We start from the raw sequence: 20044 nt of genomic DNA, 5'->3' as shown, positions 1-20044 counted from the left end.
AAAAAGACTGAAACAACCAGCACGGGATTTAAAATATGCAAAAGCCATTATGTCTGTGAAGATTGTTCGGACTGTCCCTATAAGAAAGGATGCATTCATGGCAATCGCAGCAAGAAGCCGTTGGAAAAAAGGACGAAGCAATTAGAACTTTCTAAAAGGTTCCAAGCCCAACGGGCCGAAATGGAAGCTCACATCAGTTCTCCTACAGGGAAGATGCTTCGAATGAACCGTTCCATCCAGTCTGAAGGCGCTTTTTCCGACATCAAGGCGAATCTGTCGTTCCGGCGTTTTTTAAGCCATGGAACTGAGAACGCCCTGGTAACCAGTATCATACTGGCAATGGCCCACAATGTCTTGACCTTACATCACAAGCTACAATCCGGTAATTTGGGGACATACCTTTATTCCTTAAAAAAAGTGAAAAAGAGTGCTTGAATAACTATATACATAGAAAAAGGTACACGTTTTTTTGCCGACCTGATGGCCGGTCTGTTTCGTGTACCTTTTTTTACGTTTAGCTAGAAAAAAGAGAATAGAAAGATGAAATAGAGCAAAAAAAGAGAGCTGTCGCACGAAGCCAAAATGGCTTAATGCGACAGCCCCTTTTTTTATGGTATACTAACGACGTACGTCATTTTGACGAATCTAGGGTAAAGAGGAATACAGTATGGAAAAGAATTTCGACATCAATCAGCAGGGCTACAGCATCCGCTGCAAACTGCTCATCAATGATAATGATAAACAGACCCGCACCTTCGACAACGTCGTCATCGTCACCCATGGCTTCGGCAGTCACAAAGATACAGCCGGGACCGTCCATTTCGCAGAACATCTGACGAGCAAATACAAGAACTATGCCGTCATCGCCTTCGATTGGCCCTGCCACGGCGCCGATGCCCGCAAGAAGTTGTCCATCCCGGAATGTATGACCTATCTGACGCTGGTCCTGGACTATGCCAAAACAGAATTACAGGCTAAGAACGTGTATAACTATTCAACCAGTTTCGGGGCCTACCTCACCCTGCGCTACCTCATCGAAAAGGGCAATCCCTTCAAGAAAATCGCCCTGCGCAGCCCTGGCGTCAACATGTATGAAAGCATGAGCAACCACATCTCCGACGAAGGCTTCGCCAAACTGAAGAAGGGCAAAGAAATCCAGGTCGGCTTCGAACGCAAGATGAAGATCGACCAGGCCTTCATGGACGATTTAAAGAGCTTTGACGTCCGCGACCACGAATACTTCGACTTCGCCGACGACATCCTCATCCTCCACGGGACCAAGGACGAAATGATTCCCATTGACATCGTCCGGGACTTCGCCGAAAACAATGTCATCGAATTCGTTCCCGTCGAAGGGGCCAACCATCCCTTTCAGAATCCGAACCACATGGCCCTGGCCATCCATAAGATCATCGAATTTTTCCACGACGAAGATTAACCCCGCATATCGCATAAATGATGCTAAAAGCTCCCGCCACCGCCGCCGTGGTCGTCGTCACTGCCGTCGTCATCGCTGTCGAAGTCAGGCAGGTCGTCCTCAGCTGGACGGGCCTTAGCGATGTGCTGAACCGTCATGAAGACGAAGGTATCGCGGCTGTCCGTTACATGGAAGCTGCCGGCGTCGACATAGGCATCGGCAGCCACCGCTTTATGGACATTGCTCATCCGGCTGATGAGATAGGCCCGGAAGGCCACGCCGCCACCTACAGCCAGGACGAGGGCCACGACCAGGGCCAGGGGACTGAAAGCATCAGCCGGGTCATAGGCTTTCCCCTTTTTCTGATAATAATCCAATAATTTCGCCGACGACTGGCCATAAGCCTCGAAAGCTTTGGCATAACGACCGTCCTTCAAATCTGGCAGAAAAGCATCCTTGAGATAAGGGATGCCTTTTTTGTTGCTGATTTTCTCCTTCATGGCCTTGTCGGTTGCGACATACCAGTCATGGCGGTCCATGGCCAGGAGCAGGACCATATTGCCGTTTCGGCCATCCGTATAGTCCTTATCCAGCAGCTCCTTGGCATACGTCCCGGCCTTGACGCCTTTCGTCGAGGCGACGGTGACTACGGCAATGCGTACCCCATACCGTGCTTCTGTATCCTGCAAGACCGTCTTCACTTCGGCCTGTTCTGCCGGCGTAAGCAGATGGGCGCCGTCGGACAGGTTCGGCGCTGCTGCTGCGGCGCCAGCCGTCGTCAGGACCAAGACAACCACCGTAAGGACGGCTTCTTTCAACCATTTCCACATCGTACTCACTCCCTTCACAACAAGCCCGACCAGACCATGACGGATTTCACCAGGAAGTACAGGACCGGTACCAGGACAGCAGCCAGCGCCGCACCGTAACCATAAGACCGGGCCTTGTCATAAGGCAGGGAACCGACAAATTTCCCCGTCTGGCCATTCATCATGAAGGTGTAGGCCTTGCCGTCATAGCGCGTCGTCAAAATCCAGACCGGTGCCATGGCGTATTCTACCGTCCCTTCGTCTTTATGGACGACGCCGTCTTCAAAAGTCCGGCGCTGGTGATTGTCGACCGTATCTTCCAGCATGGCAAAGGAGCTCTGCTGGAGCCGTTCATCGGCCCTGGGAACGGCTGCGTCGGCGTCGACGTCGTATTTGTCGGCCAGGCAGCCCGCGAAATAAGCCGGGCTGAACGGGACCATCTCGCCGTAGTCAAAGGGTTCGATGCTTTCCATATACGTATCATCCATCTTTTGGCTGCCGTCAACGGGGATGCGGTGAAAGGCCAGGGAGCCCGTCCGGTCGCAGTGATAGATACTCGTTTCGATGATCGTCTCGTCCGGCGTCTCGAAAACGGCATCGTCTTCGGCCCGGAAAGCCGCCGACGCCGTGACCTGGGCATGGAAAAGCCAGAACGGGACGTACATGGGCTGGATGGCTTCGACGCGGTTATGGGCCGTAAAAGCCTTGGGCAGGAGCCAGCGCCCTTGATAGAATTGCTTCAACGCCGCTACGGCTTCGTCTTTCGTCTTTTTGAAGGGAATCACGTAATCAGGCTTGAGCATTCCGGAAAAACGGCTGGGGATGAGGGTCGGATTGCCGCAGTAACAGCACTCCGTCGCCATGGTATTTTCGTCGCAGACGATTTCAGCGCCGCACGACGAGCAGGTATAGGTCTGCAAATGAGCCGCTTCCTCATCGCTCCAGTCCTGGCCAGCTTCTTCGGTCTTCCAACGGACCTGGCGGGCCGCATCGGCTTCGGCTGCCCGCGCTTCTTTCTGGGCATATAGGGCTTCCAGGGTCTGGACGTCGAATTTCGTATCGCAATAATCACAAGTGACGGACTTCGCTTTCGGATTGAATTGCAGCGGAGCCCCGCAGTTCGGACATTTATAACTGACCGACGTGTCTGCCATGGCCCTCACCTCACATCCCGGTTTTCTTCGTACCGCAGTTCATGCAGAAATTCCCGGTATTGACGGTCCCGCAGGACGGGCACGTCCAGCTGGCCGGGACCTGAGGGCGCGGCGAACCGCAGTTGCTGCAGAAATTGCCTGTATTCCCGGCCTGACCACAGTTCGGGCAGGTCCAGGATGATGCCTGTGGTTTGGGACGGCCACAGGCCGTGCAGAAGTTCCCCGTATTGCCGGTCTGACCGCAAGAGCAGGTCCAACTGCCAGCCGGTGCCGCTGCAGCCGGCGCAGGCCCGGAAGCCGCCTGGCGGGCTGCCAGTTCCTGAGCCAGTCCGGCGCCGGCCTGATTGGCCATGTTCATGCCCATATAGCCCATGGCGGCACCCATACCGCCTTCATTGGCAGCGGCCGTGCGCATGGAGTCCGCCGTCGCATCGACGAGGGTCCCCAGACCGATGTCCGGCCGGGACATGGTCAGGCCCATCTGGGCTTTCTGAATCTTCGCTTCATCTTCCTCATTGGCCTTGACACTGTTGATGCCGATGGATACGATTTCGATGCCCCGCAGGTCGCGCCATTTCGGCGACAGGACTTCATTCAGGGCCTGAGCCAGTTCCGGCGTATGGCCGGGCAGCTGGGAATAGTCGATGTGCAGGGCCGAAACCTTGGCAAAGGCCGGCTGCAGGGCCGTCAGGAGCTCTGACTTGAGCTGGCTGTCGAGGCGGCTCCGTTCGTACACGTCCCCTTCATTGCCGGCGACATTCGTATAGAACAGAATCGGATTGGCGATGCGGTAGCTGTATTCCCCGAAGCAGCGCAGGCGCATGAGCAGGGCCAGCCCCGTCGTATCGTCATAGGACTTAAAGGGGACTTCACTAGGGGTCCCGTATTTATTGCCGATGATTTCCTTGAGGTTGATGTAGTAGACCCGCTGGTCCTTGCCCGTATCACCGCCAAAGGCAAAGCGTTCCTTCATCTGGCGGACGAGCTGGCGGAACGATTCTCCCAAGTCGCCGGCATAGTCGCCGTCGAAGATAGACGCTTCCGTCGAAGCATCATAGGTATATTCGCCCGGTTCGGCACAGACTTCGACGACCTTGCCTGATTCGACGATGAGCATACACTGGCCGTTGTTGACGGCAATGCGCGAGCCGTTGGAAATAATATTGTCTTCGCCGTCGGTATTGCCGCTGCGGCCATGGCTGCTGGTCCGCTTCTGACCTTTCGCCATCAAGATATTTTCATTCAGGCTGTCACAATAAAAAAACTCTTTCCACTGGTCGGCCAGGACGCCGCCGACAGCCCCGATGGCTGCTTTGATCAAACCCATGAGAAATCCCTCCTGTCTTTATTCTATAGGACTTTTATTTTGCACTTTTCTTCTGCCAATAGCGGCTGCCAAAGAGCCCCACCGCCAGCAGACAGACCATGACCCCCGCCAGGATGAGGCTGCGCGGGTTGAAATGAATGAGATCGTATCCCAGCCAGACTTCCATACAGACAGCCAGGAACTTGCCGCCCATCGTCGCCGCCATATGTTCGCCGAAGCGGACACGGCTCAGGGCACAGAGGGCGGTGATGACGAAATTCGGAGAATAGGGAATGGCCCGGAAGAAAAAGATGAGCCGGAAATCAATCTTGCGGTTCAGCCTGGACAGCCAGCGGCTCTTATCGACCAGGGCCTGCGCCTTATGGCGGAAAACATAGCGCATGATGACAAAGGCCAGGACATTGCCGATGACCTGCCCGGCCCAGGAAATGACGATGCCCGGCAGCAGGCCAAATAAGATGCCATTGACCGTGACGAACTGAACCGACGGCAGACCGGTCATATTGGTCAAGACGATGAGCAGGATCATGAGGACCACGGCAATACTGCCAAAGGAAGAAATATACGATGTCAGCCCCGGAATATCATGGCTCAGCGTCAACTGCCACAAGGTACTGTAAAAGGAAGGAATGGCCCAGTGAATGGCCAGAAATACCGCCACAATCAGTCCCAGTGTCAAAGGTTTCATCAAATTCGCAAGCATCGACTTATTCATACATGGTCTCTCTTTCTTAGAAAGTATTCATAAATTCATGGCCCCCAACGGGCCGCCTTGCAGGACGGCCCCTACGGACCATTAGCCCACCGCTTATTTCTATATTATAGCATAGAAAACAAGACTGCCGCAGGATAATTAAAATAACCCTGAGGCAGTCTTGTTAAGAAAAGAGAGATGCATCTAATTTTTTGCAAGGATTGTCTTAACTTGCGGTTCTTTCTTTTTCTGCAATCGCAGCAAACCAAACTGCATGAAAGCAGCACAACTGATGATGAGGAACAAGGGATAGAGCTGATAAGACAGGATTTCCAAATACGTGGCTCCCATGACCTCCTGTACCATCAGAGCGCCTGTCCCATGCGGGACGATCATGACGGCAATGCAGGCTCCGATATCAAGCCATGTGGCCAGACGGCGGGAATCAATGGTATACTTTTCTCCTAATTCCTTAGCAATCGGTGCCGTAATCATGATAGCCATGACATTATTGACAATCGTAGCCGACAACAGGAGCGATAAGCCGCCGACGATGAATTCACAACTTTTCCGGCCTTTGATTTTTTTGGTGACATTGTCAACCAACCATTGTACACCACCATAATAGGAAACCATGCCAACCAATCCGGCAATCATCAGCGCGAAGACGGCCAGCCAGAACATGCTTTCCATCCCGGCCGAAACGGCCTGCGCCCATGTGAAAAAGTCAGCCGTTCCCATGCAGATACCAATAACGCCAGCCAAGCCAATGCCAATGGCTAGGACTAAAATGACATCCAATCCCATCAAGGCAAAGACTAATGTCGAAATATACGGCAAAATCGTAATTAAGTTATATTCGCCAGCAGCTACGGTCGTCGACGAACTGCTGCCCAGGAAAGCATACAATACCAACGTGAGGATAGTGGCTGGCAAGGCTACATAGAAATTGAATTTAAACTTTTCTTTCATATCGGCCCCGACACCACGAGCTGCACAAATCGTCGTCGCTGCAATCATCGACAAGTTATCGCCAAAATAAGAACCAGTGATGACAGCGGCTCCGGCCATGGCTGGATTGATGCCAGCGCCCTGTGACAGCGCAGCCGCTACCGGTATCATCGTAGCCAGGGTCCCCATGGATGTTCCGATACAAGTAGAAATAATGGCACAGATGGCAAACAGTCCTGGTACAAGCAAATAACTCGGAATCAAGGATACCCCCAAATTGACGATAGATGCCTGTCCCCCGATGACGGCACAAGCTTTTGCAAAACCACCGGCCATGAGTACCATCAAACCTAACTGCATGACGCCAGGTTTTCCGGCATTTTTACTCCACAAATCGACTTTTTCTGTTACCGACCGCTTCGGTTCAAAACAAATCAATGCCACGAGTACGGCAAAAAGGATTGATGAATACCGAGGCATAATCCAGAACGGTTTATCATATCCCAATGCCGTAAAGACAATACCACAGCCTACATAGAGTACCAGAAATACGACAATAGGAAGCAATGCTTTGCCACCATAATTCTTTGCCTTTGTCAATTTTTCCATCCCAATAACCCCTTTCAGACTTATAAAATTTCTTGTTTGTCATCAGCCGTAACCGATACGATTTGGCTGTGCTGGAAAGCATAATCCGAAATCTCATTGCCAATCCCAGGCAGCGAAGGAATATCCATCTGTCCGTTTTCCGGTTCATAGGTATATTTCGTCAATTTCAACATTTTCGGCATAGACGTATTGACGTTATATTCATGAATGACAAAATGAGGCAGTGTCGCTTCTAAATTCAGGGATGCTGCCACAATCAACGGCGAGCCGCAGACATGGATCTGAACGCCGACTTCACGGCTATAGGCCATATCACAGATTTTCTTAACTTCTGTAATGCCGCCGCTGTTGCCGATATCCGGCTGGATAACCTGAATGGCTTCTTTGTCCAAGCATTCCTGGAACTGCCAGCGCGAATAGATTCGTTCCCCACTGGCAACAGGAATGCCAGTATGATCATACACAAAGCGCAGGGCATCAGCATGAGGAGCCACGGGTTCCTCGAAATAAAGGATACCGTATTTCTTAGCCATCTGCCCCATCTGTACCGCTGACTGAGCGTCCGTATAAGCATGATTTTCCAAGATGATATCGCCAGTGTCCCCCAAGACATCCCGGACAGCAGCAATACGGCTTTCAATGACCTTCATGTATTTCGGATGCAGGAAAGCCGTCTGTTCCGTTCCCGCATAACGGCCTTCATCTTCACGGAATGTCGTAAAATTGAATTTCACAGCATCGAAGCCTTTTTCTACCGCCACTTTGGCATCGTGAGCATAATCTTCTGGAGTCCGTGCCGGACGGCGATGACCCGCCCATCCATTCTGCAGCTGGCTGGCATAAGCCCGTAATTTTGTACGCTGTTTGCCACCCAGCATTTCCCATAACGGAGCTTGATAAACCTTACCTTTGATATCCCAAAGGGCCACATCGATGGCGCTCATGCCGGCAAAGGTAATCGGACCGCCGTTAAGGCCAAAAAAGCAGGCATCTTTATACATTTTTTGCCAGATGACTTCGTGTTCCAAGGGATTCATGCCGATAATTTCAGGAGCTAAATCCCGCATCATACCAAAAGCAGCATGAACAGCACCGCCATAGGAAAGAGCCGCTTCCCCATCACCATAGACACCAGTATCTGTATAAATGCGGCAGAATAACGGCTGCCATCCTCCTTCTACAGGATCCGATAAGAGTAAGTCAATCTTGGTAATTTTCATGATAAGTTCTCCTTTGTAAATTTTATAAATAATGAATTTATAATGTACTTCATTGGGACATCCATTTTTTACCTTCCAGTATGCGCGCTACCAGGAAAGAAACAACGCTGTCACCAGTGGAGTTAATCATCGTACCCAGGGGATCCACTAAAGTCCCGACTAATAACAAGATACCTAAGGAAGCCGGCGGCAGACCAAAGGCACTGACTATCATGACACTGCCAATGGCTCCCCCTCCCGGCACGGAAGAAATAGCCGTAGAAGCTACAACAGCCAAGAAAATACTGAGAGCCAATACCTCCAACGATCCCCAAGGGACCTGAAAGAGCAGACAGACCAGATAAATCTTGGTAATCGTAGCGATACAGCCTCCATCCATGTGCATCGTCGCCCCCATAGGCAGGACGATGCCGGAAATATCAGGCGGTACATGCATGGCATCACAGAAGCGCCGTTGTACGGGAATGGCTGCATTGCTGGAACTTGTGCTCAAGGCCGTAACGGCCGGTGTGAACGAGTATTTAAAGAACCCTTTGACACAAGGCCAGCCGCCGGCGAAAAAACAATACAGCGGAAAGGCCAAGAAAAAGTAGGCCAAGGCCACGGGGAAGAAAAAGAGCACGACTTGGAAAAAAGCCCCCAGGAATTCACTCCCCATAGTTCCAATCATATTGGCAAAATAAGCACCCAGCCCTACCGGCGCTGCCTTCATCAGACAGGCAATCATTTTATAAATGACTGCTGCTATATCATTCAAAGCCTGACTAATTTTCGTTCCCCGTTCCCCCGTTAAAGGAACACAAATGCCGAAGAAAACGGAAAATACGATGAGCGGCAGCATATTTTTCTGCGACAACAGCTGCGAAAATTCAGGAACGGTAACCATCTTGACGAAATAAGCACTAAAAGAGAAATCCGAATCTAGGCTGACAGGAGGACTATCGGCATATGCAATCGTCGGGATCGTCATATCTGAACACGGCTGTATCAGGAACAAAGCGATGATGGTCAACAGGGAAGCCAAAATTCCTGTCCCGATAAATAAGACCAACATACTGCCCAATAACTTTCCCAGGCGCTTCACATTCGACGAAGCCGAAACAGCTCCGGAAATCGAAAAGAAAACCAGTGGTACGACTAAGGTAAATAACAAATTCAAGAAAATATCCCCCAGCGGTTTGAAGATTGCCGCTTGTTTTCCCATAGCCATACCAGCCAAAGCTCCTAAAGCGATACCCAGTATCAGCCAGAGTGTCCCTCCATGATGTGCCTTCACGACGCCTCACCTCTTCTTTATATAGTTTGGTACTCAACCTTTTTGTAAATAGTTTGGTAATCAATCTATCTGGGGTAATAATAGCATAGAGTCTTTTTGTAGTCAATCATTTTTCGTACTTTTCCTTTCTAAAATAGACATAAATGGCTTGTTTTTATTGATTTTTAGTCATATGACTATCATTTTGGTTCTGTTGTGAAACTAAAATGGTTTGATTTATTGACAATTATATTTCTTATAATATATAATACTATCAAACTATTTTCTTACTTAGACAGATAGGACCAGATAGGAGTTGATTCGGTCATGATGGAAAAAACAAAAGATGTCACAGATATATTCGCCAATCTCGATGAAAAAGTAGATATCATTTTCCGCTATAATATGTTAATGAATGTCTATCAGTCTATTCCCAGGGAATATGCTCCCGGATTTTTCATGAGTGAAATCGAGATTCATACACTGGGATTCATTCAGCGCTGTCCTGGTATGACCGCCAAACAAATCTGTCAGTTGACCTTCCGCACGAAAGGCACGGTTTCCTCGATGCTTTCCAAGTTGGAGAAGGACGGTTTTATTGAACAAAAAGTAAATCCTGAAAATATGCGGGAACACAATCTCTATTTAACCGAAAAAGGAGAGCAAACCTGTCGCAAACACATCGCCTTTGACCGCCGGACTACTGCCGACTACCTCATGGCAGCTTCGGAGTATTGTACACCAGAAGAAATCAACGGATATTTCAAACTAACAGCTTTCCGGACAAAATATTTCGAAGACGTGTTGCAGCGTGAAAAAAAACGCTACGCAGAAATCGTAAAAGAAAGAAAAAAAGAATCGAAAAAATAAAAAGGGAGCTGTAACAAAATGAGCCAAAAATCTCATTTTGTTACAGCTCCTTTTACGTTGATCGTAGGTCGTTCATCGTTTGTCGTATGGGATTAAAAAATATAAATTCATTGCGATGAACGATGAACTACGAACGAAAAACTTTTAAGTTTAAGGGGCCTCGCATGATGGCAAAAAACTTCGTGCGACAGCCCCTCTTGCATATGAAGTTTATAATTAGATGATGATACCGTCCAGATGGTCACATTCGTGCTGGATGATCTGGGCCGTCCAGCCGGTGAAGGTCTGGCGGTGTTTGCGGAACCGGCGGTCCTGATAGAAGACTTGTATCTTCCGATAGCGCGTCGTCTTCCGTTTGCCGACCAGGGACAGGCAGCCTTCTTCTGCCGGGAAGGGCTCTGCCTTCTTTTCGATGACCGGGTTGATGAGGATTTCGTCCCCCCGTTCCGTATGGACGACGATAATGCGCTTCAATGAGCCGATCATATTCGCCGCCATGCCGACACAGGTCATGCGGTTCGCTTTCAGCGTGTCGAGCAGGTCCTGGACGACAGGTAAATCTTCTTTGGTCGCCGCTTCGGATTTACGGCCCAAGAAGATGACGTCGTGTACAATATTGCGAATCATAATTCTTTCCTTTCTTCAGGGATATAAGACCAGATAGATATCCATGTCATGATGTTTCAAGAATGCCGCTGCCGCTTCCCGGGCCACTTCCAAGGCTTCGGCTTTCGGATAGCCGAAAATGCCTGCCGAAATGAGCGGAAAGGCAATGGACCGGCAGCCGTGTTCGGCGGCCAAAGCCAGGGCCGTCGCATAACAGCTGGTCAGCAGGTCGCGTTCTCCGCTTCGCCCTCCCTGCCAGACAGGGCCGACGGTGTGGATGATGTATTTCGCCTTCAATCCATAACTGTCCGTCAGGACCGACTGGCCCGTCGGGCAGGGCGCCTGGGCCAGGCAATCTTCCTGGAGTTCCCGGGCCCGCGGCCCGACAGCGTGGAAAATGGCCCCGCAGACGCCGCTGCCGGCGAGCAGGCGGGAATTCGCTGCATTGACGATGGCATCGGTTTTCATTTGGACAATATCCCCGTGAACAATAGAAAAGGCCATAACAATCCCTCCTTGAGCCAAAAAAACCAAAACTTACCTCTGCGTAAGGACCTGACTTCAAAGTACCTTCTTCCGTAAATGAGAAACTTTCTTTATAATAAAGCTATACATCAAGGAGGTCCTACACATGAACAAAAAAACACTTTTCTTAGGCCTGACCCTGGCACTGATCAGCTGCCTGCCCATGGGTGCATCGCTGGCAGCCGATACGCCCCATTTCAAAAGCAACAAGGCCATGGCCGAATATTTCTGGAATGAAGTATTCAACAAACACAATACGGCCGTCATCGACACGATGGTCGCTCCGGTCTATACCCAGCACAGCCCGGAATTCGCCGATGGCAAACAGGCCTTCAAGGACGGCGTCGCCGGATTCTTGAAAGCCTACCCGGACAGCACGGCTGTCATCAAGCACATCGGAGCTGATGGTGACCTGGTCTTCATCCACAACCATATCAAACTCGCAAAAGATGACCGCGGGCAGGCTGCCGTCGACATTTTCCGCATCAAAGACGGGAAAATCGTCGAACACTGGGACGTCATCCAGGATATCCCGGATAAGGCAGCCAACAATAATACCATGTTCTAGTTGTTTTCAAAGGGACTGCCGCGCGAGGGCTTATGTCATTATGCAAGGTCCCTTCACTACAAACTGCAAACTGCAAACTTAACCCTCGAAAAGAGGCTGTCTTCCTGCGACAGCCTCTTTTCACTTGCCAAAAAAGCCGTCGACCCAGCCGTTGATGCCCTGCATGACGCGGATCAGCTGCTCGCCCCGGTCGGTCAGGCTGTAGGCAACCGTCGGCGGCACCGTAGCATGGACGGTCCGTGTAACCAAGCCGTTGCGCTCGAAGACGTGCAGGTTTTCCGTCAGCACTTTGGCACTGATGCCCGGCAGGCGCCGCTGCAAGTGGGCAAAGAAAATCGGCCCTTCTGCCAGCACCAGCAAAATGGACGTCCGCCATTTTCCCTTAATGATATCGATGAAGCAGTCGAATGGGCAGTCATAAGCTTTGCCATCAAAGGTATACATAGAGCTCCTTCTTTCCTAATAGTCTTCGTCCCAGGCGTTGATGACGACCGGTTCCTTTTCCATCATGGCTAATTGGGCCGGGCTGAAATGACGGCGGTCGATGACGGCTTCGTAGACAAATTCCTGGAAATAGGCTTCAGAGCAGACGAAATAGCCTTTGTCGCCGACATCCTGGCCCCAGGAATTTTCGATTTTCCAACGGTCCGGCTTGCCGTCCTTGTCGAAATGGACGCCGGTGAGCAGCATGGCGTGGGTTGCCGAACTGCTGTTGTATTCCAGGCGCTTTCCTTTGGGCATATCCGTCGAATAGCCGCCTAAGAGGGCTTCGTACTGGACACTGGCCGGGTCCCAGATACCTTCTTTCCGGGCGCCGAAGGCTCCGGCATCGCAGGCGAACCAGATGGCCTGGCCATTTTTCAACTGCTTGACGCAGAGTGCTTCCAGGGCTTCCTGCGACAAGTTCAAGGCCTTCATGTCACGGCCGGCCATATTTTCAACGGCATGGAACTGGATGGGCGTATCCAGCGGCTTATCGGCCGTCGGTTCATTGATGACGGCCACGTAATCGCGCAGGGACAGGCCGATGTATTTCTGGTAGAAAGCCTGCGGCGTCAGGTTCCGTTCTTCGTGATAATTATTCTCTTTATCGCGGTAAGCGAAGTCAAAGGTCTGGACAGGCTGGCCAAAAGCGATGCAGGCAGCCTTGTAGACTTCAGTCATCATGGCTGCTTTCCGGGCATACGGGTCTTTGCCGGCCAAGACGAGTTCCCGCAGTTCCATGGCATCCTTGCGCAGGAGCCGGTTCATGGAGGCTACAAAGCGGTCAGTATGTTCGGACTGGTACGTTTCCGGCTGGACCTGTTTGGGAACGACGCCATATTTTTCGATGAGGTCGACGGCTTCGCTCCAATACCCGCCATCGGTCATGCCCCGCAGGACGTACTGCATGAGCTGGCCCTTGATGGGTGCCTGGGCGTTTTCGATGACCATTTCCAGGAAATTATTGGCTTTTTCCAATTTATCGTAAAAAGACAAGTAATTCTGCGACAGTTCGAACTGGTCGAGATGGCACGTTTCGGCTACCTTTTCCCGCAGGATATTGAGCGCCGCAAAGAGCCAGCAGCGGCCGGACTTCTGTTGGGCCGTAATGCCCCGCGTCTTCACTTCGACAGAAAAAGCGCCCTTGAGCCGGGCACCGGCTGTCGGGACATAGGCCAGGTCGGCCATATCCGTCTTGGCCAGGGCCGAATGCAGGACCTGGGCCTGCCCGTCGGCTTCATAAGCCGTGCGGAACTGGGCTAACATATCATGAGTAATCTCTTTCATCAAAATTCCCCCTTTTATCATTCCCCATCCTGAAAATGACGAGAATCGCCACATCGCATGAACCGCTCCGTAGGGGACGTCCTGCTAAGGCGTCCCGCAATGTTTTCACACATCACCCGTTATGCATTACGTATACACCATCATATCAGGCGGGCCGCCCTTTGGGACGGCCCCTACGAAGGTCTTGTCTTCTTGTCACAGGTTGTTCATCGTTGCAGGACCATCCGGCGCCTACGGACGTTTGGCTGCCCGTTTGGCGATTTCGATGACCGTTTCGCAGGCCTTGACCAGCGACGGGATGGGCAGGTATTCATAGCGGCCGTGGAAGTTGGCACCGCCAGTAAACAAATTCGGGCACGGCAGACCGCGGAAGGAGAGCTGGGCCCCGTCGGTACCGCCGCGGATGGGAGCGACCTGCGGCGTGACGCCGGCAGCTTCCATGGCTTCTTTGGCTAAATCGACGACATCCATGTGGCCGTCTTCGATTTTTTCCAACATATTATAATAGACATCATGCGGCGTGACAGTCACCGTACCTTCGCCGTATTTCTGATTGAAGAAGTCCGCCATCTGCTGCAGCAGGGCCTTGCGCCGTTCAAAGTGCTGGCGGTCATGGTCGCGGACGAGCATGTGCATGGTGCACGTTTCGACATCGCCATTCAGCTTATAGACGTGGAAGAAGCCTTCATGGCCTTCGGTATATTCCGGCTTTTCCCCAGCCGGCAGGAGCTGCTGCCATTCTGCGGCAATCGACAATGCGTTGACCATCTTTCCTTTGGCGTCGCCCGTATGCACGCTGCGGCCATGGAAGGTGATGACGGGATTGGCAGCATTGAAATTTTCATATTCCAGGCCGCCCAGTTCGCTGCCGTCGACGGTATAGGCAAAATCAGCGCCGAACTGCTGCACGTCGAACAAGGCGGCGCTGCGCCCCGTTTCTTCATCAGGCGTAAAGCCGATGCGGATCATTCCGTGAGCGATGTCCGGATGCTGGATGAGGTATTCCATGGCACTGACGATGGCCGTGACGCCCGCTTTATCGTCAGCTCCGAGGAGGGTCGTCCCATCTGTGAAGAGGATGTCCTGGCCCTTGTATTTCAAGACTTCCGGAAAAGCCTTTGTCGAAAAGACGATGCCCTGTGCTTCATTGAGGACGATGTCCTTTCCATCATAGTCAGTGACGCGGACGGGTTTGATGTCCTTCCCCGAAGCATCCGGACTGGTATCGACGTGGGAAATGAAGCCGACGACCGGCCCCTGGGCTCCGTTGGCCGGCAGTGTGGCCATGATATACCCGTGTTCGTCCAAGGTGACATCGGACAAGCCGATGGCTTTCAATTCCCCTGCCAGTTCTTTGGCAAAGACCATCTGTCCCGGCGTACTGGGGCAGACGGCATCGTTATCTTCATCGGACTGGGTATCAAAAGAAACATACTTCAAAAAACGCTGTACGACATGTTCCGTATCTATCATAGGTAATCATTCTCCTTTTTCATAAGAAATGCGGAAGTAATCCATCACTTTCTTAAAATAGTCTTGCGCCGTCAGGCACGTATCCCGAAGGAATCCCCGTTCCTGGTCCCATTCATGGAGGCCGCGATAATAAAAGAGTTTCAATTCATCGGTAATGATGAAGGGTACAATATCATTGCGCAGACATTCGCTGAGCATCAGCAGCCGGCCAATCCGGCCATTACCATCCTGAAAAGGATGGATTCGTTCAAAGCGTACATGAAAAGCTAAAATATCATCGAGCGTCTTAGCTGTCGTAACACCATAGTCCTGTAATAAAGAAGCCATGGCCGCTGGAACGTCTTCTGGAGCTGTCGTTGGCTGGCCGCCTACTTCGTTAGGCAGTTTCTTATAAGCCCCTACAGCAAACCATTCCTGCTGGGAATCACTGGTCCCGGTCTTGAGGATACCGTGGAGCTGCTTGATGAAGCGTTCCGACAACCCCTGTTCCGCATGGTCGATGACTTTATCGATGCAGTGAAAATGATTTGCCGTTTCTACAATATCGTCGACGCGGACAGCCTGCTGAGTAATGCCGATAGTCCTCGTTTCAAAGATGTATCGCGTCTGCTCCTCCGTCAAATGGCTTCCTTCAATATGGTTCGAGTTATAGGTCATATCAATTTGCAGCTTATGATAGATGCCACCGGAAAGGTGACTCTTCTTCTCACGCCGCAAGACCTGGAGCAGCGATGGGGATTTCCTTTTTTGCCGCTCCTTCCTGGCCGGTTTTTCGGCATCTGCTGGAATACGCCAAGTTTTCCCGGTCAAAAAAGCCCCGGCAATCCGGCCTTCGGCACAATAATTACGGACAGACCGCTCAGAAAGACCCCAACGGCGGGCTGCTTCTTTGACGGACATAGCATCCATAGTCATCACCCCTCTTGTTTTTATTATATGCCGTTATCGGCAATTTATCAATCGTTTAACTTGAATATTTTCATGAGATAAATTGCCGGTATTCAGTCACTCAGCCGCAGGACCAGGATTTTTTCCCGGTCATCGTCCTCATCGAACAAGTCGCGGCAGTCGATGACATCTTCGACGATGAGGTTCGGATGGTGTGTCAGGAAAACTTCCGTTTCTTCATAAGGATAATAGAAAAACAGGTACATTGGCCGCGGCGCATGGTAATGGGCGTCGAAGAGCTTTCCCAGGACCCGTTTCAGCGTGTGCAGGGCAAAGGGATTGAAGAAAAAGAAACAAGTCCCTTCCGGTGGGACTTCGTACTCCACAGCATCGGCCAGGACGAAGGACACGCGCCGCCGGGATACGGCCGTCTGTCCATTGTCCATGGCCTTTTCCCACAAGCGACGGTCATATTCTACCCCGATGGCCCGGCACCGCGTCTGATAGGCCAGGAAAAAACTGACCCGCCCCTTGCCGCTGCCGTAATCGATGAGCGTATCTTTCTTGCCGATATAGCCGCTGTTGGCCAGTCGCTCGAGAACGCCGTAATCCGTCGGCTCATAAGGATGATGCTCTCCATCGGATTGGCTGTCATCGCGGCCGGCCGTCTTGATATTCAATATATGTTCCCATTCCTGTTTGTCCATCGTATACCCTCCTCAACGTAATCTGATACCCTATTATACTCGATTCCAGGGGATAAAAAAAGGAGCTGTCGCATCGCGACAGCTCCTTTCAAGTTGTTAGTGGCTAGTTGTTAGTTGTTAGCGGATGGGTTTAAATTTAAAGCTTTTCTCTGCAAACTACAAACTCTGTGCTACAAACTATAAAGTAAACGGGGCATCACATGATGGCAGAAACCTTCGTGCGACAGCCCCTTTTGAGCATTAAGTTTGTAGTTTTTAGTAAATGGTTTTAAATTTAAAGCCATTTTCTGCAAACTACAAACTATAAAGAGAATGGGACCTCGCATAATGGCAGAGGCCTTCATGCGACAGCGCCTTTTAAGTAGTTAGGGATTAGGGATTAGCAGCTGGTGGCTGGCATCTAGTGGATAGTCTTTTTACCGATAGCCATGGCAATATGCGGGTCCATTTCGTCGTAAATGGTGCTCTTGCCCGTATCCAGCGTGCGGATGGCTTTCATGTCTTCTTCGTCGAGGGTAAAGTCGAAGACGTCGATGTTTTCCTGCATCCGCGCTTTATGGACCGTCTTGGGGATGACGACGATATCCCGCTGGAGCAGCCAGCGCAGCATGACCTGACCGACGGTCTTGCCGTGTTTGGCAGCAATATCCATCAGGAGCGGCGTGTGGAAGACATCGTTGTTCCCTTCGGCAAAGGGTGCCCAGGCTTCCTGCTGGATGCCCAGTTCTTTCATGAGGCCTTCTTCAGCCCATTTCTGGTCCCATACGTTGGTTTCAATCTGGTTGACAGCCGGCGTGATGGTATTCATGTTGGCCAGGTCGGCCAGCCGTTCGTTCCAGAAACTGGTGACGCCGATGGCCCGGATACGGCCTTCCTGATAGAGCCTTTCCATGGCCCGCCAGGCTCCGTAGTAATCGCCATACGGTTTATGGATTAAATAGAGGTCCAAATAATCCAGGCCCAGTTTCTTCATCGATACGTCGAAAGCCTTCAGGGTGGCATCATAGCCATGGTCCTGGACCCACAATTTGGTCGTGATGAATAAGTCTTCCCGGCGGATGCCGCTTTGACGCACGGCAGCGCCGACACCTTCTTCGTTTCGGTAAGATGCGGCCGTATCGATGAGGCGGTATCCCGTTTCCAAGGCTTCACTGACGGCTTTTTCCGTGTCAGTCGGTGCCGTCTGATAAACACCAAATCCTAATTTCGGCATAGTGACGCCGTTATTCAAAGTTACGAATTCCATAATGTCCTCCTATTTATCTTCAAAAGGCAGATGCATGCTGGCATAGCGGTTTTCCAAATCCGGCGTTGCCGTATAATACTGGCGTGTCCCGTTCAGTCCGTTGATGGCAGCCATTTCTTCCTCTGTCAGGGCAAAATCGAAGATGTCGAAATTGCTGCGCAGATGGTCCGGATTCTTCGTGCCGGGAATGGTGATGAACTGACGCTGTACGGCCCAGCGCAGGATAATCTGTACCGTACTCTTGTGATACTTGTCAGCCAGGGCCGTAAATACCGGGTCGCGAAGCAGTTCCGGGTCGCCATGGCCCAAAGGATACCAGCCCATGAGCTTCGTGCCATATGCTGCCAGGCGGGCCATGATATCGTCATAGACGTGATACGGATGCGTTTCCAACTGGATGACCTGCGGTTTGATATCGGCATGGGCCAGGAGATTTTCCAGTTTGTCGCCGTGGAAATTGGAAATCCCCAGGGAACGGGCCTTGCCGTCGCGATAGGCCTGTTCAATCGTGGCATACCCGGCCAGATAATTGCCAGCCGGCTGATGGATGAACAGCAGATCGACATAGTCGACACCCAGGCGTTCCAGGGTCTTGTCGACAGCCTGGGCGTTTTCATACAGCGTCGGCCACAATTTCGTCGAAATAAATACATCTTCCCGTTTGACCAGGCCTTCTTCCAATGCCCGGCGCAGTCCCTTGCCGACAGCTTCTTCATTGACATAAGCGTTGGCCGTGTCGATGAGGCGGTAGCCCATCTTCAAGGCAGCATATACGGATTTTTCCGTGTCTTCCGGGCTGATCATGAACGTGCCCAATCCTAGCAGGGGAATCGGTACCCCATTGCTCAAAGTTGTATATTCCATGTGTAAAATCTCCTTTCAGATTTCAACAATTCTGTATAGCTTGTAATCAGTGTTTCCTGTCTACATCTAAGATTTTACAACAGCCCGTAAAAGATGTACAATGCCAACAGAGGATTTCACTATCCACTTTTTGTATACTGGATTGTAGAAAGGACACTTCATGATCGAAACGACCCTGCTAGCACAATTCGTCGCCTTCGCCAAAGCCGGTACCCTGACCCAGGCGGCCCAGGACCTGCATACGTCCCAGCCGGCCCTGACGCGTTCTATGAAAAAACTGGAAGACGAACTGGGCGTCCCCTTATTCGTACGCAGCAAAAACCACCTGCAGCTGACGCAGACAGGCAGCTATGCCGTGTATTATGCCCAGCGCATCCTCCAGGAAAACCAGGATTTCTGCAGCCGCATCCGCAGCTATGACCGCAGCCTGCACACGATTTCCATCGGCTACTGCGCGCCTGTACCGCAGATGGTACTGACGCCGCTGCTGAACGGCATCTTCCAGGGCATGACCTTATCTGCCGATATGAAAGATGATGCCACCTTCCCGGACGGCCTGCGCAACCAGACGTATCAGCTGGCCGTCATGCATACCCGTCCTGACGGCGATGAATTCCTCGTCAAGAAATGCGGCAGCGAAAAACTCTACCTCTCCGTCCGCTCCTCGGATCCGCTGGCCTTTTATCCGGAAGTCCGCCTGCAAGACCTGGATGGCCGGGCAATTCTCCTTTTTTCCCACATCGGCTTCTGGATGAACATGACCCGGGAAAAGACACCGCACGCCCGTTATTTATTGCAGATACAGCGGGATACCTTCCGGGAACTGATTGAACATTCGGATTACCCCTGTTTTTCTTCCAGCTACTTTCTCGGACAGGGACAAAAAATTCCGGGCCGCTTCAACATTTCCCTGGCGGACCCGGAATGTCAGACAGACTACTACCTCGTCTGCCTGAAAAGTGAACAGAAACGCTATGAAAAACTCTTCCAGCAAATCAATGACCGGACGATTCTCTGAGGCCTGCCCTCTGGCCGGTACAGGATACTACCCTAAAAGTGCCTTCTTACGGAAAAAGGAAAAACGTGTTATA

The 20044-nt window shown here is 51.4% G+C and carries 21 protein-coding genes; 5 read left to right on the top strand and 16 right to left on the bottom strand.

Translation table 11 applies throughout. The features are described from left to right. Together ACE418_RS06085 and ACE418_RS06080 are read left to right on the top strand one after the other, a co-directional pair. Positions 1–435 (top strand): transposase (locus tag ACE418_RS06085; RefSeq protein WP_416449771.1); only part of this gene is annotated, 435 nt, incomplete at its 5' end. A 232-nt stretch (positions 436–667) separates the two neighbouring features. Beyond that, the gene (locus ACE418_RS06080) at positions 668–1438 is read left to right on the top strand and encodes an alpha/beta hydrolase (RefSeq protein WP_416449770.1); all 771 of its coding nucleotides are present in this window, start codon (positions 668–670) and stop codon (positions 1436–1438) included. 23 nt (positions 1439–1461) lie between these two features. On the opposite strand, the gene ACE418_RS06075 is transcribed toward ACE418_RS06080, so the two are convergent. The 7 genes from ACE418_RS06075 to ACE418_RS06045 all read right to left on the bottom strand — a co-directional run bounded on the left by ACE418_RS06075 (position 1462) and on the right by ACE418_RS06045 (position 9457). After that, positions 1462–2247 carry a TPM domain-containing protein gene (locus ACE418_RS06075; protein ID WP_416449769.1) on the bottom strand — a complete coding sequence of 262 codons (786 nt, stop codon included), beginning with the start codon at positions 2245–2247 and terminating at the stop codon, positions 1462–1464. Positions 2248–2261: 14 nt separating this feature from the next. After that, positions 2262–3380 (bottom strand): TFIIB-type zinc ribbon-containing protein, encoded by a 1119-nt coding sequence (locus tag ACE418_RS06070; protein WP_416449768.1) that lies wholly within the window; start codon positions 3378–3380, stop codon positions 2262–2264. A 10-nt stretch (positions 3381–3390) separates the two neighbouring features. Further along, positions 3391–4707 carry an SPFH domain-containing protein gene (locus ACE418_RS06065; RefSeq protein WP_416449767.1) on the bottom strand — a complete coding sequence of 439 codons (1317 nt, stop codon included), beginning with the start codon at positions 4705–4707 and terminating at the stop codon, positions 3391–3393. A 34-nt stretch (positions 4708–4741) separates the two neighbouring features. Then, positions 4742–5422, bottom strand: a complete 681-nt coding sequence (locus ACE418_RS06060; RefSeq protein WP_416449766.1) for a TVP38/TMEM64 family protein — start codon at positions 5420–5422, stop codon at positions 4742–4744. Positions 5423–5605: 183 nt separating this feature from the next. Further along, complete coding sequence (locus ACE418_RS06055; protein ID WP_416449765.1) at positions 5606–6961, bottom strand: Na+/H+ antiporter NhaC family protein; 1356 nt, start codon at positions 6959–6961, stop codon at positions 5606–5608. 20 nt (positions 6962–6981) lie between these two features. Continuing rightward, on the bottom strand, positions 6982–8181 hold the full coding sequence (locus tag ACE418_RS06050) for a mandelate racemase/muconate lactonizing enzyme family protein (RefSeq protein WP_416449764.1): 1200 nt from the start codon (positions 8179–8181) through the stop codon (positions 6982–6984). A gap of 49 nt (positions 8182–8230) precedes the next feature. Continuing rightward, positions 8231–9457 carry a dicarboxylate/amino acid:cation symporter gene (locus ACE418_RS06045; RefSeq protein ID WP_416449763.1) on the bottom strand — a complete coding sequence of 409 codons (1227 nt, stop codon included), beginning with the start codon at positions 9455–9457 and terminating at the stop codon, positions 8231–8233. Positions 9458–9763: 306 nt separating this feature from the next. Here ACE418_RS06045 and ACE418_RS06040 point away from each other — a divergent pair, with 306 nt between their 5' ends. Then, positions 9764–10306 carry a MarR family winged helix-turn-helix transcriptional regulator gene (locus tag ACE418_RS06040; protein ID WP_416449762.1) on the top strand — a complete coding sequence of 181 codons (543 nt, stop codon included), beginning with the start codon at positions 9764–9766 and terminating at the stop codon, positions 10304–10306. Positions 10307–10522: 216 nt separating this feature from the next. On the opposite strand, the gene ACE418_RS06035 is transcribed toward ACE418_RS06040, so the two are convergent. After that, complete coding sequence (locus ACE418_RS06035) at positions 10523–10933, bottom strand: peptide deformylase (protein ID WP_416449761.1); 411 nt, start codon at positions 10931–10933, stop codon at positions 10523–10525. A 15-nt stretch (positions 10934–10948) separates the two neighbouring features. Beyond that, the gene (locus ACE418_RS06030) at positions 10949–11416 is read right to left on the bottom strand and encodes a macro domain-containing protein (protein ID WP_416449760.1); all 468 of its coding nucleotides are present in this window, start codon (positions 11414–11416) and stop codon (positions 10949–10951) included. Between the two features lie 127 nt (positions 11417–11543). On the opposite strand from ACE418_RS06030, the gene ACE418_RS06025 reads away from it, so the two are divergent. Then, the gene (locus tag ACE418_RS06025) at positions 11544–12005 is read left to right on the top strand and encodes a nuclear transport factor 2 family protein (protein ID WP_416449759.1); all 462 of its coding nucleotides are present in this window, start codon (positions 11544–11546) and stop codon (positions 12003–12005) included. Positions 12006–12125: 120 nt separating this feature from the next. Here the strand turns inward: ACE418_RS06025 and ACE418_RS06020 are convergent, their stop codons facing one another. From ACE418_RS06020 to ACE418_RS05990, 7 genes are all read right to left on the bottom strand, one after another. Then, positions 12126–12449, bottom strand: a complete 324-nt coding sequence (locus ACE418_RS06020) for a winged helix-turn-helix transcriptional regulator (protein ID WP_416449758.1) — start codon at positions 12447–12449, stop codon at positions 12126–12128. A gap of 15 nt (positions 12450–12464) precedes the next feature. Continuing rightward, positions 12465–13775, bottom strand: a complete 1311-nt coding sequence (locus ACE418_RS06015) for a C1 family peptidase (protein ID WP_416449757.1) — start codon at positions 13773–13775, stop codon at positions 12465–12467. Positions 13776–14006: 231 nt separating this feature from the next. Continuing rightward, complete coding sequence (pepT, locus tag ACE418_RS06010; RefSeq protein ID WP_416449756.1) at positions 14007–15248, bottom strand: peptidase T; 1242 nt, start codon at positions 15246–15248, stop codon at positions 14007–14009. Positions 15249–15254: 6 nt separating this feature from the next. Then, positions 15255–16157 carry a Fic family protein gene (locus tag ACE418_RS06005; RefSeq protein ID WP_416449755.1) on the bottom strand — a complete coding sequence of 301 codons (903 nt, stop codon included), beginning with the start codon at positions 16155–16157 and terminating at the stop codon, positions 15255–15257. Between the two features lie 92 nt (positions 16158–16249). Then, on the bottom strand, positions 16250–16843 hold the full coding sequence (locus tag ACE418_RS06000) for a class I SAM-dependent methyltransferase (RefSeq protein WP_416449754.1): 594 nt from the start codon (positions 16841–16843) through the stop codon (positions 16250–16252). Positions 16844–17243: 400 nt separating this feature from the next. Beyond that, complete coding sequence (locus tag ACE418_RS05995; RefSeq protein ID WP_416449753.1) at positions 17244–18089, bottom strand: aldo/keto reductase; 846 nt, start codon at positions 18087–18089, stop codon at positions 17244–17246. 9 nt (positions 18090–18098) lie between these two features. After that, the gene (locus ACE418_RS05990) at positions 18099–18953 is read right to left on the bottom strand and encodes an aldo/keto reductase (protein ID WP_416449752.1); all 855 of its coding nucleotides are present in this window, start codon (positions 18951–18953) and stop codon (positions 18099–18101) included. 160 nt (positions 18954–19113) lie between these two features. Here ACE418_RS05990 and ACE418_RS05985 point away from each other — a divergent pair, with 160 nt between their 5' ends. Beyond that, positions 19114–19971: a LysR family transcriptional regulator gene (locus tag ACE418_RS05985; protein WP_416449751.1), complete on the top strand. Its 858-nt coding sequence runs from the start codon at positions 19114–19116 to the stop codon at positions 19969–19971. The last annotated feature ends 73 nt before the right edge of the window (positions 19972–20044 follow it).

This window comes from Megasphaera jansseni (assembly GCF_047974155.1).
Classification (GTDB): Bacteria; Bacillota; Negativicutes; order Veillonellales; family Megasphaeraceae; genus Megasphaera.
This window is presented reverse-complemented; position numbering and strand designations above follow the sequence as displayed.